This is a genomic window from Mesorhizobium sp. BHscii (assembly GCF_053848065.1).
Map to the genome: position 1 here is coordinate 87817 of NZ_JBSPKW010000006.1, position 13724 is coordinate 101540.

The 13724-nt window shown below is 61.8% G+C and carries 13 protein-coding genes; 5 read left to right on the forward strand and 8 right to left on the reverse strand.

From position 1 onward, the window contains the following. Positions 1-83: 83 nt before the first annotated feature. From ACWTU7_RS11295 to ACWTU7_RS11310, 4 genes are all read left to right on the forward strand, one after another. The gene (locus ACWTU7_RS11295; RefSeq protein WP_455838645.1) at positions 84-1118 is read left to right on the forward strand and encodes a sensor histidine kinase; all 1035 of its coding nucleotides are present in this window, start codon (positions 84-86) and stop codon (positions 1116-1118) included. 153 nt (positions 1119-1271) lie between these two features. Continuing rightward, positions 1272-1454 carry a hypothetical protein gene (locus ACWTU7_RS11300; protein ID WP_455838644.1) on the forward strand — a complete coding sequence of 61 codons (183 nt, stop codon included), beginning with the start codon at positions 1272-1274 and terminating at the stop codon, positions 1452-1454. A gap of 132 nt (positions 1455-1586) precedes the next feature. Beyond that, a complete protein-coding gene (locus ACWTU7_RS11305) occupies positions 1587-1913 on the forward strand; it encodes a hypothetical protein (protein ID WP_455838643.1) in 327 nt (108 codons plus the stop codon). 79 nt (positions 1914-1992) lie between these two features. Next, positions 1993-2235, forward strand: coding sequence for a YMGG-like glycine zipper-containing protein (locus ACWTU7_RS11310; RefSeq protein ID WP_065007456.1), 243 nt, complete (start codon positions 1993-1995; stop codon positions 2233-2235). Positions 2236-2331: 96 nt separating this feature from the next. Here ACWTU7_RS11310 and ACWTU7_RS11315 read toward each other — a convergent pair whose 3' ends face one another. Beyond that, complete coding sequence (locus ACWTU7_RS11315; protein WP_095518106.1) at positions 2332-3957, reverse strand: CHASE domain-containing protein; 1626 nt, start codon at positions 3955-3957, stop codon at positions 2332-2334. 109 nt (positions 3958-4066) lie between these two features. Then, a complete protein-coding gene (gene xylF, locus ACWTU7_RS11320; RefSeq protein WP_455838642.1) occupies positions 4067-5107 on the reverse strand; it encodes a D-xylose ABC transporter substrate-binding protein in 1041 nt (346 codons plus the stop codon). Between the two features lie 250 nt (positions 5108-5357). On the opposite strand from xylF, the gene ACWTU7_RS11325 reads away from it, so the two are divergent. Further along, a complete protein-coding gene (locus tag ACWTU7_RS11325) occupies positions 5358-6605 on the forward strand; it encodes an ROK family protein (protein ID WP_455838641.1) in 1248 nt (415 codons plus the stop codon). Positions 6606-6775: 170 nt separating this feature from the next. Here ACWTU7_RS11325 and phoB read toward each other — a convergent pair whose 3' ends face one another. The 6 genes from phoB to ACWTU7_RS11355 form a co-directional block, all read right to left on the reverse strand. Further along, positions 6776-7465: a phosphate regulon transcriptional regulator PhoB gene (phoB, locus tag ACWTU7_RS11330; protein WP_031254097.1), complete on the reverse strand. Its 690-nt coding sequence runs from the start codon at positions 7463-7465 to the stop codon at positions 6776-6778. 16 nt (positions 7466-7481) lie between these two features. Beyond that, on the reverse strand, positions 7482-8189 hold the full coding sequence (gene phoU, locus ACWTU7_RS11335) for a phosphate signaling complex protein PhoU (RefSeq protein WP_029348715.1): 708 nt from the start codon (positions 8187-8189) through the stop codon (positions 7482-7484). Between the two features lie 38 nt (positions 8190-8227). Continuing rightward, entirely contained in the window at positions 8228-9043 is an 816-nt protein-coding gene (gene pstB, locus ACWTU7_RS11340; RefSeq protein WP_455838640.1) for a phosphate ABC transporter ATP-binding protein PstB, read from the reverse strand. Between the two features lie 12 nt (positions 9044-9055). Beyond that, complete coding sequence (gene pstA / locus ACWTU7_RS11345; RefSeq protein WP_455838639.1) at positions 9056-10669, reverse strand: phosphate ABC transporter permease PstA; 1614 nt, start codon at positions 10667-10669, stop codon at positions 9056-9058. Beyond that, entirely contained in the window at positions 10662-12050 is a 1389-nt protein-coding gene (gene pstC, locus ACWTU7_RS11350) for a phosphate ABC transporter permease subunit PstC (RefSeq protein ID WP_455838638.1), read from the reverse strand. The genes pstA and pstC overlap by 8 nt, the downstream gene beginning before the upstream one ends. Before the next feature lie 119 nt (positions 12051-12169). Further along, positions 12170-13174 (reverse strand): PstS family phosphate ABC transporter substrate-binding protein, encoded by a 1005-nt coding sequence (locus tag ACWTU7_RS11355; RefSeq protein WP_455838637.1) that lies wholly within the window; start codon positions 13172-13174, stop codon positions 12170-12172. Between the last annotated feature and the right edge of the window lie 550 nt (positions 13175-13724).

Genomic DNA, 13724 nt, shown 5'->3' on the forward strand with positions numbered 1-13724 from the left:
ACGGGACGCCGCTCGGCGGACTTCTTTTGGGAACCCATTTTTCCGTCAGCCGTTCAGCTTGGATCGGGTGGGTGAAGTTACCGATGCAATCCAGAGCCGGAGACATGAAAGACAGCGGACGGAGCGATGAGATCATCGCTCTGCATTCCGCTGACAGCGAAATGCAGCTTGGTCGGGCCCTTCTCCATGCGCTGCACAATGCCGGCATTTCGGTTCTCTATCAGGATCGCGAGATGAGAACCGTCTGGGCCCGCAACATGCGCCCGCCATGGGCTTCCGATACTGCCGATAGCAACGGCATGCTGCCCCTGGTGCATGCGGAACGCATCGGTGCCGCCAAGCGCAACGTAGTCGCATCCGGCAATCCGGAACATCTTGAGCTCAGCATTCCCGCCGACGATGGCGTTCGCTGGTTCCAAATATGGGTAGACGCTGATCACGACGACGGCGGCGCCGTTCAGGGCGTCGTCACCACTATGGTCGAAACGACCGAGCAGAAACGTCGCGAGCAGACCCTGAAAACGCTGCTGCGCGAGGTCAGCCACCGCTCGAAGAACCTTTTGGCCATCATCCAGAGCATCGCCACCCAGACCAGCCGTTATTCGGACACGCTCAGTGATTTCCTGACACGCTTTCGCGGCCGGCTGCAGTCGCTTGCCTCATCCCAGGATCTGGTGACCTCGTCCAACTGGCGGGGAGCGGCACTGCGCGAACTGGTGTCCGGCCAGGTCGGCCGCTACGGAGCCGACCCCTTGCGCAGCCTGCGCTTCCAGGGTGCAAATCCATACCTCAACCCCAATGCCGCCCTGCATATAGGCTTGGCCATGCACGAACTTGCCGTCAATTCAGTCAGCTATGGCGCTCTGTCGCGAGCCGACGGATTCGTCGAGGTGACGGCCGATCTGACGGCTGCTTCCGCTGGCGAGACCGCACTATCGCTGACATGGGCCGAAGCCATCGGGGCCAATGACAATCAGCCCAGCGAGAAGCGTTTTGGCAGCGTCGCGCTCGAGCGCGTCGTGCCTGCGTCGTTGAACGGAACGGCGACGCTTGAAATCACCGGGGACCGCCTCGAGTATCGCCTTGTCGTTCCTCGCGGCAATTTCGAGACGGATTGACCGGACAACAGCCGAGCCAAAGAGGGCTGGGGCCAAGAGGCCTGAATACCGGCCGCGCCGGCCTTAACCACCTGTTCACCATAAAGTCCGAAGCTGTTCAGACACCGATCCGCATGACGTTTTCGATCGCAGTCTGCTGCGCAGTACGGAGGAATGGCTTTGACGGTTGCCGACATCAACAGGCTGGAACAGGCCGCACGCGTTTCGATGGGCGGGTTTCAGGATCTCGAAGCATCCGCGATGCCGTCGCCCCGTGCTTCCCACCCGACCCCCGGCCTCGCCGCAATCGGGGTGGCTGCGGTGGTCGTCCTGGCCGCCGCGTTCCACTTGATCTAGAGCGTCGGACCCAAAGTGGCGGGCGGCTTGTGCTTGCCTCATGTCGACCTGTTCTCCAATCAGTCGCGCCAGCCGGCATCGCAGGAACTTTGACGAATATGGCCCGTTCTTATGGCGAGAGGATTATTCGCCATGGAACACATCGCTGCCGTGTTGCTTGTCATTGGCTGTTCTAACGCGATGACGGAATGTCGTGAACTGCCCGTATCGGTGGGTGTTTTCGAAACCGCTCAGGAATGCGCCGCCGAGCGTCCGTTTGCCTTGAGCAATGTGCAGGGTCAGGCTCCGCGCATAATTGCCAAATGCCTTTCCGTCGATCCGGCACTTGAGGATGATTACGATCAGATCGTCTGGAATGTGCGTCCGGACGGCACGCTCGACGCTTCCGTGGAGATTTCCAATCTTGAGGTTGCTTCGACCGGCGCGCGCCCCGAAAAAGATTCTCTTAGCCAACAATGAAATCGATCGGGCAAAACCCTTTTTCGCATGGTAAGTGACGGGTGGAGCTCAAGTGAGGACAAAAGCGAGGAGTGACCCTATGCGGAAGATGATTATTGCCATGGTTGCCGTGGTCGCGGTCAGCGGCTGCAGCACCACCGAGCGGGATGTCGGCGTCGGCGCCGGTGTCGGTGCTCTGGCCGGCGGCCTGATTGACGGCGGCAAGGGTGCGCTGGTCGGCGCAGCCATCGGTGCCGGTACCGGCCTGCTGGTGCGCAACCTGCGCAATGGCTATTGCCAGTACCGCGACAATCGTGGCCGTCTGTTTACGGCTCGCTGCTGATCCGTTTCAAACGCATGAGGCAATAGAAGCGGAGACCGGACGAGCCGGTCTCTGTTTACTTTCGCCTTCGAAAACGGTCGGTTCGCGGCAGCGTTTTCAGTCCGACAGTGGGATCCTGATTTCCACTCTCAATCCGCCATCGTGAAAATCGCGATTGATCGTACCGCGCAATTCGCGCGTCACGTTCAAATCGATCAGCTTGGTGCCAAAACCGGTTTTGGCAGGTGCTTCAAGCTTCTTCTGGCCGACTTCGCGCCAGTTGAGAACCAGCGTCCGGTCGCGCCAGCGGCCCTCGACCGACCAGGCGACCTTGAGCGCACCGACCGAGTTGCCGGCTTCGCCATATTTCAGCGCATTCGTCGCCAGTTCATGAAAGGTCAGGCCGAGCGCTTGCGTCGTTGTCTCGTCGAGCAGCACCTCTGGCCCCGACAATATCCCCTCAGGAAGCTCCTTGCCGAATACCTGACCAAGCTCGATGCGCAAGAGATCGCCGAGGTCTGCCTTCTGCCAGCGCGAGCGCGTCAGCATGTCCTGGGATGCCGCCATCGCTTGCAGCCGGGCCGAAAAAGAGGACGAGAACTCGTGGACGTCGGTGGCGTGCGATGCCGTCTGGCGCGCGATCGCCAGCACCCGCGTGATCGAGTTCTTGATGCGGTGCTTCATCTCCTGCAGCATCAGATCTTTTTCGAGCAGGCTTTTTTCCGTCGTCTCATGAAGCAGCGAGACCGCGTCATAGGCCCGCTCCTGATAGCGTGCCACCAGCGCGATGGTTCCCGCGAGCAGCAGCCCGAACAGGCCGAGCATCACCGGAATGGCGCGCGAGGAGGGTTGCGAGAAGGCGCTTGTCGGCCTGAACAGGACGGTCCATGGACGTCCGGCGATGGTGATCTCGCGAGAAACCACCAGCCTGTCACCGAAGATCGACGCCGGCGGCGTTTCCGACTGGAACAAAAGATGGTCGGCATCAACCTTGCCGTCATAGATTTCGATGTTGACCGGCAGCAACGGCGTCCGGCTGAGCGCGGTCTGGAACAGATCGCGAGCGCGAAAGGCCGCGTAAAGAAAGCCTGATGTCGTGGATCTGGTCGCGTCGACGCCGTCCGGCGCGGTTTCGACATTGAGCCGCACGAAGACCAGGAAGCCGGTAAAGGTCTGCGCAGCACCTGTTTCCTTGCCTAACTGCGCGCGCCCGCTCGCGTGCTGCTGGTTATCGGCCATCGCCTTTTCGATCGCCTCACGCCGCACCGGTTCTGTGAACATGTCGTAGCCGATGCTGGATTGATTGGAAGGGTCCAGCGGCTCGAACAGCGTGATGGGCGTCCGCCAGGGCAGCGTCGTCGTAGCCGGATAGATCGGATGGCTGGCGCCATAGTCGTGCAGGATGGCACGCTCGACCGCTGCCTCGTCGCCGGGTCTCGTCAGCCGGAGAAAGCCGATGCCGCGCAGGCCGGCGAAATTGTCGTCAATATCGAGCGCGTTGAAGAACGCCTTGAACTCGCCGCGCGAAATCCCACCATTGCGCGCCTCGAACAGCGCATGGGTCGATCGCAGCAGCGACAGATGCAGGTCGATGCGGCTATCGATCCGGTTGAGCGCATCGTCCGCCGTCGCCTCGAACTTGATGCGCGCCGCTTCCTGCGTGGCGAAATAGGCGAATCCCGCCATCGTCAGGCTGATCAGCGCGACGGCGATGAAAGCGACGATCGGAAAGAACTTCTTCAAATTGCTGCTGCGGCCCATGGTTCCCCATCTTATGAGCAAGTCCTCGCGTCAACACAATGGCGCGGCCAAACCATCATGACCGCTGGCACAGCTTCTTGCGAAGGCCGGATCAGTTGCAGACCGGGACCGTGCCCGCCGCCACGCCGGCGCAGACCTCTTCCTTCTTGATCCAGCCCGCGTCGACGACGACGTTGAGATTGTCCTTGGTGACGGCAATCGGCGTCAGGAACAGCGACTTGACGACATTGCCGCCCGGCGTGGCGAAGTCCTTGACGCCGGCAATGTCTGTCATCTGTTTGCCGTCGGCCAGTTGCGAGGCGATCTCGGCGGCGTTCTTGCCGAGCTCGCGCGCGTCCTTCCACACCGATACGGTCTGTGTGCCGAGCGCGATGCGGTTCAGCGCGGCATGGTCGCCGTCCTGGCCCGACACCGGAACGGATCCGGCCAAGCCTTGCGCCGTCAGCGCCGCGACGACGCCACCAGCGGTGCCGTCATTGGCGGCAACCACCGCATCGACCTTGTTGTCGTTGGCGATCAGGAACTGTTCCATGTTCTTCTGGGCGTTGGCGGGAAGCCAGCCGTCCGTATAGGCCTCGCCGACATTCTTGATCTTGCCGCTGTCGATGGCATCCTTGAGCACTTCCATGGAGCCGGCGAACAGGAAATCGGCATTCGGATCGGCGCCCGAGCCCTTGATGAAGACGTAATTGCCTTCCGGCGCCACCTTGAACACTTCGCGGGCCTGCATGCGGCCGACTTCCTGGTTGTCGAAGGTCAAATAGAAGACGTCCTTGTTCTCGATCAGCCGGTCATAGCCGACGACTGGAATGCCTTCGTCCAGCGCCCTCTGCACCGCCGGCCCGATGGCCGAGGCATCCTGCGCAAGGATGATCAGCGCGTTGGCGCCCTGCGAGATCAGGCTCTCGACGTCGGTCAGCTGCTTGCCGGGATTGGACTGTGCATCGGCGGAAATATACTTGTCGCCGGCGGCCTCGATCGCCGACTTCATGGCGGCTTCGTCGGTCTTCCAGCGCTCTTCCTGGAAATTCGACCACGAAACACCAATGACCTTGTCCTTCGCCTGTGCGACCGACGCGAGCGTCAGCGACATGGCGACCCACGCCAGAATGGCGGCTGTGAATCTCTTCATGATATTCCTCCTGCGCCGCGTACGGCGCGACCAACTGGCCCGAAGGCCTGCACAAAGGCTTTTTCGAGACTCGAAAAAATATTGATCCAACGCCGAAGCACTGTACATGAATTCTGATGGATTTTGGTGTCCTGCCGGCTTTTTTTCGAGCCTCGGAATAAACAATGACAGGTCCTTCTGCTTCTGCCAGTATTTGTCGGCCCGACGGCTTCCGATTCATGAGCGGCCGCGCCAAGGAGGAAGCGAAACAATGTCGGTTGGGATCCGCCATGACGATTTGCGCCGGCGCAACCGGGCGATGGTTATTTCGGCCGTTCGCCGCGCAGGCCAGCCGTCGCGGACCGAGATCGCCGCAACCACCGGCCTCAGCCATTCGACCATATCGGCGATCTCTTCCGACCTGATCCAGGAAGGCATCCTGGCCGAGAGCAAGGCGAGTGAGACCGTTTCGCTGAAACGTGGCAGGCCGCAGGTTGGCCTCAGCCTCAATCCGGAAGCCGCTGCGGTATTGGCCGTCGTATTGTCGCTGAATTTCCTGTCGGTCGCTGTCATCGACTATGCCGGACAAGTGGTCGCCGAGGAACAGCGCCGGCTGGACACGCTGACCATGTCGCGCGACGAGCTGATCGACGAATGTGTCGCCATCGTCCGGCGCCGGCTCGAAGACCCCGACCTCGAGGTCCAAAGCGTCGCCCGCATCGCGCTGGCGATCCAGGGTATTACCGATTCCCATGCGCGCGCCATGTTGTGGTCGCCGATCACGCCGCAGACGAACATCGCCTTCGCCGACATTCTGGAACGCGAGTTCGGCATCCCGGCCATCATGGAGAACGACTGCAACATGATGGCCGTGGCGCTGCGCTGGCGCGACCCGGATCGCTACCGCGACGATTTCATCGCCATCCTGCTCTCGCATGGCATCGGTATGGGGCTGGTGCTGAAGGGCGAACTGTTCACCGGCACCCATTCCTCAGGCGGCGAATTCGGCCACATGATTCATCGGCCGGGCGGCGCGCTTTGCCGCTGCGGGCGGCGCGGTTGCGTCGAGGCTTATGCCGGCAACTACGCTATCTGGCGCAACGCAAGGCGATTGAGCGAGAACGCCGAGCCGGTCGCCGATGTCAGCGACGCCGAGATGCGGGCACTGGCGGCCCGGGCGCGCGAGACGGACGGACCGGAGCGCGAAGCCTACCGCAAGGCCGGCGAGGCGCTCGGCTTCGGGCTCGGCAGCCTGTTCGCGCTGATCGATCCGGCGCCGGTCGCCATGGTCGGTGCCAGCGCTGCCGCCTTCGACCTGATCGAGCCGGCCCTGCGCGAGGCCATCGCCCAGACCGCCGGCGGCCAGCATTCAGGTTCGATTTCCTTCGACACCGAGCCGAACGAACTGCCGCTGATCCGAGAAGGCTGCGCCATGCGGGCGCTGAGCTTCATCGACCAGGAGATCTTCGCGCCGAGCATCCAGGCACGAGCCGGCTCGGTCGGAAAGAACGTGGCTTGAACTCGAAGGCAGGGCTCCCCGGCGACTTGGGGTGGTGTTGAGATTCAGGTCAGGCCGAGTCGAGAGTGGGTTCCGAGAACCGGAGCGGAGCGTACTTTTTGGTACGTGAGCACCGGAAGCGCAGGAAGCCGGCGTTCGCAGGCCGGCATCACCTGAATATCAGCACATCCCTAGTCTTCCCTGATCGCATAGCCCGCGCCGCGGATGGTGCGGATGACATCGGGCATGCGGCCGTTGTTGACTGCCTTGCGCAACCGGCCGACATGGACGTCCACCGTGCGCTCGTCGATGTAGATCGTCTCGCCCCAGACATTGTCGAGCAACTGGCTGCGCGAGAAGACCCGACCCGGGTGCCGCATCATGAATTCGAGCAGCCGGAATTCGGTCGGTCCGAGCCGGATCTCACTCTTCTTGCGATAGACCCTGTGCGATTCGCGATCGAGCATGATGTCGCCGACCTTCAGCACGCTGGACAGTACTTCCGGCTTGGCGCGGCGCAGCAGCGCCTTGACCCTGGCCATGAATTCCGGTGTCGAGAACGGCTTGACCAGATAGTCGTCGGCTCCGGTGGAAAGGCCGCGAACCCGGTCACTCTCCTCGCCGCGCGCGGTCAGCATGATGATCGGCAGCCGCTCGGTTTCGGGACGCACCCGAAGGCGCCGGCAAAGCTCGATGCCCGAAACCGCCGGCACCATCCAGTCGAGCACCAGAAGATCGGGCACATTTTCCTGCAGCCGGATTTCGGCCTCGTCGCCGCGCGTCACCACCTCGACCTGATAGCCTTCGGATTCCAGATTGTAGCGGAGGAGGACGCCCAGCGGCTCTTCATCCTCCACCACCATGATGCGCGGCGCGATCATCGGCCGGTCACTCCTGTCATGTCGCCGGCGCCGACATCGTCGTTTCGTCGAGCTTCGGGCGATCCGCCGGCAATTGCTGCCCGGTCACGACAAAGTAGGCGTTTTCGGCGATGTTGGTGACATGATCGCCGATGCGTTCGAGATTCTTGGCGCAAAACAGAAGATGCGTGCAGGCGGTGATGTTGCGCGGATCCTCCATCATGTAGGTCAGGAGTTCGCGGAAAACCGCCGTGTACTTCACGTCGATCTTCTGGTCGTCGGCGCGCAGCTCTTTCAACGCGCCGGCATTGCGCGACACATAGTGCTCGACCACCCCGCGGAGCTGCACAAGAACGAGATCCGCCATCGCGTCGATACCGTGCGACAGATTACGCGGCGTGGCGCTCTGCCCGACTGCGCTGACCCGCTTGGCTATGTTTTTGGCCAAATCGCCGATGCGCTCGAGATCGCCGGCCATGCGGATTGCGCCAACCACGGCGCGCAGATCTTGCGCCATCGGCTGCCGCTTGGCGATCAGCGTGATCGCGCTATCGTCGAGTTCGCGCTGCCGCGCATCCATGATGGCGTCGTCCGAGACGACACGCTGCGCCATCGCATTGTCTGACGCAAGCAACGCGCGGATCGAGGCTGCGACCATCGCGGCGGCGAGCTCGTCCATGTCGCGGATCAGCCTGTCGATGTGCTCCAGTTCCTCGTCGAAAGATGCGACGGTGTGTTCACCCATGATCCTGTCCTCGTGTTCGAAATTCGCCGCCGGACCGCTCAGCCGAACCGGCCGGTGATGTAGTCCTGGGTGCGCTTGTCGTCGGGATTGGTGAACATCTTGTCGGTTGCGCCCTCCTCGACCAGGTAGCCGAGATGGAACATCGCCGTGCGTTGCGACACGCGGGCTGCCTGCTGCATCGAGTGGGTGACGATGACGATCGTGTAGTTCTGGCGCAGTTCGTCGATCAGTTCCTCGACGCGGGCGGTGGCGATCGGATCCAGCGCCGAACAGGGCTCGTCCATCAGAATCACTTCCGGCGACACGGCGATGGCGCGCGCGATGCACAGGCGCTGCTGCTGTCCGCCGGAGAGACCGGTGCCCGCCTCGAGCAGGCGATCCTTGACCTCGTTGAACAGACCGGCTTTCTTCAGGCTCGATTCAACGATGCCGTCCAACTCGGACTTGCTCCTGGCCAGGCCGTGAATGCGCGGACCGTAGGCGACGTTTTCATAGATCGACTTCGGAAACGGGTTCGGCTTCTGGAATACCATGCCGACGCGAGCTCGCAGCTCGACGACATCGATTTTCGGGTCGTAAACATCCTCGCCGTCGAGCGTTATCTTGCCGCTCACCCGCGCGATATCGATCGTGTCGTTCATTCGGTTCAGGCAACGCAGGAAGGTCGACTTGCCACAGCCCGATGGGCCGATCAACGCCGTCACCTGGTTTTCGCGGACATCGAGGTCCACGTCGAACAGAGCTCGCTTCTCGCCGTAATGAACAGAGACCTTTTCGCCCTTCATCTTGATCGAAGGGGCATTGGTTCCGCTGCTCAGTTTCTGTTCGACGCCGGCTTCCGTCATGATGTTCATTTCCTCTACCCCTTACCAGCGCCGCTCGAAGCGCCTGCGCAGTATCACCGCAATGGCGTTCATGATGACCAAAAACACCAGCAAAATCAAAATCGCCGCCGAAGTCTTCTGCTGGAACCCGGCTTCCGGGAAATCCGCCCACATGAAAATCTGCACCGGCAGGATCGTCGCAGGATCGGTGAAGCCGCCGGGAATGTCGACGATGAAGGCGACCATGCCGATCATCAGCAACGGCGCGGTTTCGCCGAGCGCATGCGCCATTCCGAGGATGGTGCCGGTCATGATGCCCGGCATCGCCAGCGGCAGGACGTGATGGAATACGGTCTGGACCTTGGACGCTCCGATGCCAAGCGCTGCCTCGCGGATCGACGGCGGCACGGCGCGCAGCGAAGCGCGCGAGGCGATAATGATGATCGGCAGGGTCATCAGCGCCAGCACCATGCCGCCGACCACCGGGGCTGAGCGCGGCATGCCGAAGAAATTCAGGAATACGGCAAGTCCAAGCAGGCCGAAGACGATCGAAGGCACCGCCGCCAAATTGTTGATATTCACTTCGATCATCGTCGTCAGCCGGTTCTTGGGCGCAAATTCCTCAAGATAGATCGCCGCTGAAACGCCGATCGGGAAGGCGATGGCGAGGGTTACGATCATGGTCAGGAACGATCCGACGACTGCGCCCCAGACACCGGCCAATTCCGGCTCGCGGCTTGCCCCGGTGAAGAAGAAGATCGAGTTGAACCGGCTTTCGATCAGGCCGGCGCTCTTCAGCGTGTCGAGCCAGACGATCACCTTGTCCGAAATCTTTCGCGATGCTTCCGGCGTCTCGATGACGCGCAGGAATGCCTGGCCGCTCGCGGCCGGCGCCGTGCTGTCCAGCGCCTCGATCACCGTGCCCTTTGCGATCACCGTGCCGTTGGCCGCAGGCGACAGCGAGGTCAGCTTGACCGTGCCGCCATTGAACGCGACCAGCAGCGACGACGCGCCGCTCGTCAGCGTAAACATGCCGTTTTCGCCCTCGGTCGCACCATGGCCGCGCGCCAGCGCCAGCATGGCATCGTCGCCGAAGGTCAGATCGATGTCACCGCTGGTTTGCGAAGGCGTGACGCTTGTCGAAATCGCTTCGTCCGAACCGACGTCGGCAAGCAAACCCTTGAGATAGAGGTCGGCAAAATCGTCAAGTGGAACCGCATAGTCCACCGTTCCTCCGAGCATCCCCGGATCAGCCGCAATATCCTTGCGCAGGAAGACGCCTGTGCCGGTGGAAATCAGCCCGCGCAGCAGGCGCTTGTCCTGGCGGCTCGTCACATCCGGAAATTTTGCCGTAAGCGCTTCCTGCGCGATGGCGTCGTAGTTTACTTCGTCGAGTTTCGCCGGGTCGACCTTGGCCGCTGAAAGATCGATCGGCAGTGTCACATAGTTCTGCCGCAGCGCCGGAATCGCCTGCGTGACGATCGTCGACAGGAGCAGCACAAGGAATAGGCCGGCCAACGCGACGGCTCCGGCGCCAAGCCATTTGAACCGCGTTTCCGTGCGGTAGCGGCCCTTCAGCCGCGCCTTCGCGGCATCGTCGGTATGAATGCTGACCGGCCGTCCGACGGCGCCGAATGACGAGATCGCATCAGTCATATTGCTCTCGGTATTTCTGGACGACGCGCAAAGCGACGATGTTGAGGGTAAGCGTGATGCAGAACAGCACCAGGCCGAGTGCGAAGGCTGCAAGCGTCTTGGCGCTGTCGAACTCCTGGTCGCCGACCAGCAGCGTCACGATCTGCACGGTCACGGTTGTGACCGCTTCGAGCGGGTTGGCCGTGAGGTTTGCCGCCAGCCCCGCCGCCATGACCACGATCATTGTTTCGCCGATTGCGCGGCTGACGGCAAGCAGCATCGCCGAAACGATGCCCGGAAGGGCAGCAGGAAGGACCACCTTGCGGATGGTTTCCGACTTGGTCGCGCCGAGGCCGGCGGAACCGTCTCTCAGGGATTGCGGAACGGCGTTGATCACATCATCGGAAAGCGAGGAAACGAAGGGAATGATCATGATACCCATGACCACGCCTGCGGCGAGCGCAGATTCGGACGCGACGTTGAGGCCCAGGCTTTCGCCGATACCGCGGAAGTAGGGCGCAACCGTCAGCGCGGCGAAGAAGCCGTAGACGACGGTCGGAATGCCGGCGAGGATTTCCAGAACCGGCTTTGCGACCGCGCGGACGCTTTTGGAGGCGTAATCCGAAAGGTAGATCGCAGCCATCAGCCCGATAGGCGCAGCTACCAGCATGGCGATGAAGGTGATGAGCAGCGTGCCGGCAAAGAGCGGCACCATGCCAAAGATGTCCTCGTTGACCGCCCCGGCTTCCGCTCCGGCGCCGGTGAAGGCGCTCTGCGGCGACCAATGCGTGCCGAACAGGAACTTGTAGAACGGCACCTGTTGGAAGAACCGCAGGGATTCGAAGATGAGCGAGAGAACGATGCCGACCGTCGTCAGGATCGCGACCACCGAACAGGCGATCAAGAATGCGCGAAGAACGCGCTCGACCACGTGGCGCGCCCGGTAGGCCTGTGCGATGCGCGAATAGGCCCAGTAAAATCCGGACGCGGAAAGCACGAGCGAGACGGCCCAGATGATCCAGGTGCTGGTCGTATGGATCGATTTGTAGACGGCGGCAGCCGCCTCTTTCGTGGGATCGGCGAAGCCGACAAGCCCGCCAAAGGCCATCGCGCGAGCGTCGCGGATGAAAGCTTCGACCTGCGGAATGCCCATTCCCGACAATTCGGTGGAGAAGCGGTCGGCAATGATCGACGATTCAATTCCCGGCGTGACCAGCGACCACAACAAGATCGCAAGCAGCGCGGGACCGGCAGCAAAAAGCGCCAGAAACATGCCATGTTGGCCAGGCAGCGAATGCAATCGCGCGACGTCGCCATTGACACTGACAATGGCGCGGGTCCGGCCGATCCAATAGGCCGCCGCGGCCAGAACCAACAGAAGAACAACGAGATAACCGACCATGATTCAGGACGTCCCCTCGACCGCCGGTCATTCACCGGCTCAAAGCACGGGACCTATGATCCCGCGCTTTGTGCTTTAGGATATGAGGGGTCAGAGCGGTACGCTCGGACCCCGAAACATCAGGAGCCCATGCCCTTCAGGGCCTTGGCGTTTTCGGCCGACTTGGCGCGCTCGGCGTCCGGCAGCGGGATCAGGCCCTTGTCGGCCAGATAACCATCAGGACCCCATGCAGCCTCCGAGGTGTACTCGGCGATGAACTCCTGCATGCCGGGGATGACGCCGACATGCTCTTTTTTGGCATAGACAAAGAGCGAGCGGGAAACGCCGTAATCGCCGGATGCGATGTTCTCGAAAGTCGGCTCGACGCCGTCGACCTTGTGGCCCTGCAGCTTGTCGGCGTTCTGGTCAAGGAACGAGAAGCCAAAGACGCCGAAGGCATTGGGGTTGGCTTCCAGCTTCTGGACAATCAGATTGTCGTTTTCGCCGGCCTCGACAAAAGCGCCGTCTTCGCGGATCTCGCCGCAGCCCTTTTCATTAGCTGCCTTCACTTCTTCCTGACAGGCCGCATCCATGACGAGTTCGACGAACGCATCGCGCGTGCCGGATGTCGGCGGCGGGCCAAGCACTTCGATCTTTGTCGCGGGAAGCGACGGATCGACATCCGACCAGTTCTTGTAGGGGTTGGCGACGACCTTGCCGTCAACAGCGACGTTCTTGGCGAGCGCCTTGAAAATCTGTTCCTTGGTCAGATCAACGACAGTCCCCGCCTTCGAATTGGCCAGTACGATGCCGTCGAAGCCGACCTTGATCTCGACCGGCGTCACGCCGTTTGCCTTGCAGGTCTTAAGCTCGCTGTCCTTGATGGCGCGCGAGGCATTGGTGAAGTCGGCGGTATTCTCGCCGACGCCCTGGCAAAACAGCTTCATGCCGCCCCCGGTGCCAGTCGACTCGACGACCGGGGTCTTGATCTTTCCGCTCTGGCCGAGCTTTTCAGCGACGGCCGTCGTGAAGGGGAACACTGTGGACGAACCGACGATTTGAATCTGATCGCGCGCGGCGGCATAACCAGCCGACGCGGCGAGCGCAAGCGCCGCGGCCGACGCCGTAAGGAGGAAATTTTTCATGTGGCCTGCTCCTGTTCGGAAAATGGTCTCTCGGCGCCATTCCTTCGGCGCCCGCTGAGGCCAATAGCCCCCGATTATTACAGTCACATGACAGTTTGATGTCAGCCCGGTAACCGCCGCACAGCCATGTCGAAAAGGATGGGACGCGGGTCCCGCCGGCACAGCCGTGGTTTGCCGCTGGAATCAGCAGCTTGCACGATTTGCGGCCGGCATTTGCCCTCGACAGGCGAGACAATTGGCGCCGAAAAAGAAAATCCGGGCGGGAGCGCGTTGCATGCGGCCAAGGAGGTCATGGCCGCGCCATCGCCGAAACAGGTCCGTTGGGGTAAATCTGACCCTGCTTCTTGCCGGCGGTCGCTGCTCCCGCCCGTAACTGGAGGAGCGGAACTCGAATGCGCTTATTGTCCCAACCGGACGCACGCTTTGATATGGTGCGATCGCACCATAGTCTTGTCCGCAATGCCTCGCCGAATCACGGCTTACAGCCTGACGCGGATGCCTAATCCCGCGTTGCGCTGGATTTCAGTCCGCGCCGACCTTTTCGAGCAAG

Excerpts from the sequence above, each read along its gene's own strand:
- ACWTU7_RS11295 (WP_455838645.1), top strand. The coding sequence starts at position 84 with ATGCAATCCAGAGCCGGAGACATGAAAGACAGCGGACGGAGCGATGAG.
- ACWTU7_RS11300 (WP_455838644.1), top strand. The coding sequence starts at position 1,272 with ATGGCTTTGACGGTTGCCGACATCAACAGGCTGGAACAGGCCGCACGC.
- ACWTU7_RS11305 (WP_455838643.1), top strand. The coding sequence starts at position 1,587 with ATGGAACACATCGCTGCCGTGTTGCTTGTCATTGGCTGTTCTAACGCG.
- ACWTU7_RS11310 (WP_065007456.1), top strand. The coding sequence starts at position 1,993 with ATGCGGAAGATGATTATTGCCATGGTTGCCGTGGTCGCGGTCAGCGGC.
- xylF (WP_455838642.1), bottom strand. The coding sequence starts at position 5,107 with ATGAAGAGATTCACAGCCGCCATTCTGGCGTGGGTCGCCATGTCGCTG.
- ACWTU7_RS11325 (WP_455838641.1), top strand. The coding sequence starts at position 5,358 with ATGTCGGTTGGGATCCGCCATGACGATTTGCGCCGGCGCAACCGGGCG.
- phoB (WP_031254097.1), bottom strand. The coding sequence starts at position 7,465 with ATGATCGCGCCGCGCATCATGGTGGTGGAGGATGAAGAGCCGCTGGGC.
- phoU (WP_029348715.1), bottom strand. The coding sequence starts at position 8,189 with ATGGGTGAACACACCGTCGCATCTTTCGACGAGGAACTGGAGCACATC.
- pstB (WP_455838640.1), bottom strand. The coding sequence starts at position 9,043 with ATGAACATCATGACGGAAGCCGGCGTCGAACAGAAACTGAGCAGCGGA.
- pstA (WP_455838639.1), bottom strand. The coding sequence starts at position 10,669 with ATGACTGATGCGATCTCGTCATTCGGCGCCGTCGGACGGCCGGTCAGC.
- pstC (WP_455838638.1), bottom strand. The coding sequence starts at position 12,050 with ATGGTCGGTTATCTCGTTGTTCTTCTGTTGGTTCTGGCCGCGGCGGCC.
- ACWTU7_RS11355 (WP_455838637.1), bottom strand. The coding sequence starts at position 13,174 with ATGAAAAATTTCCTCCTTACGGCGTCGGCCGCGGCGCTTGCGCTCGCC.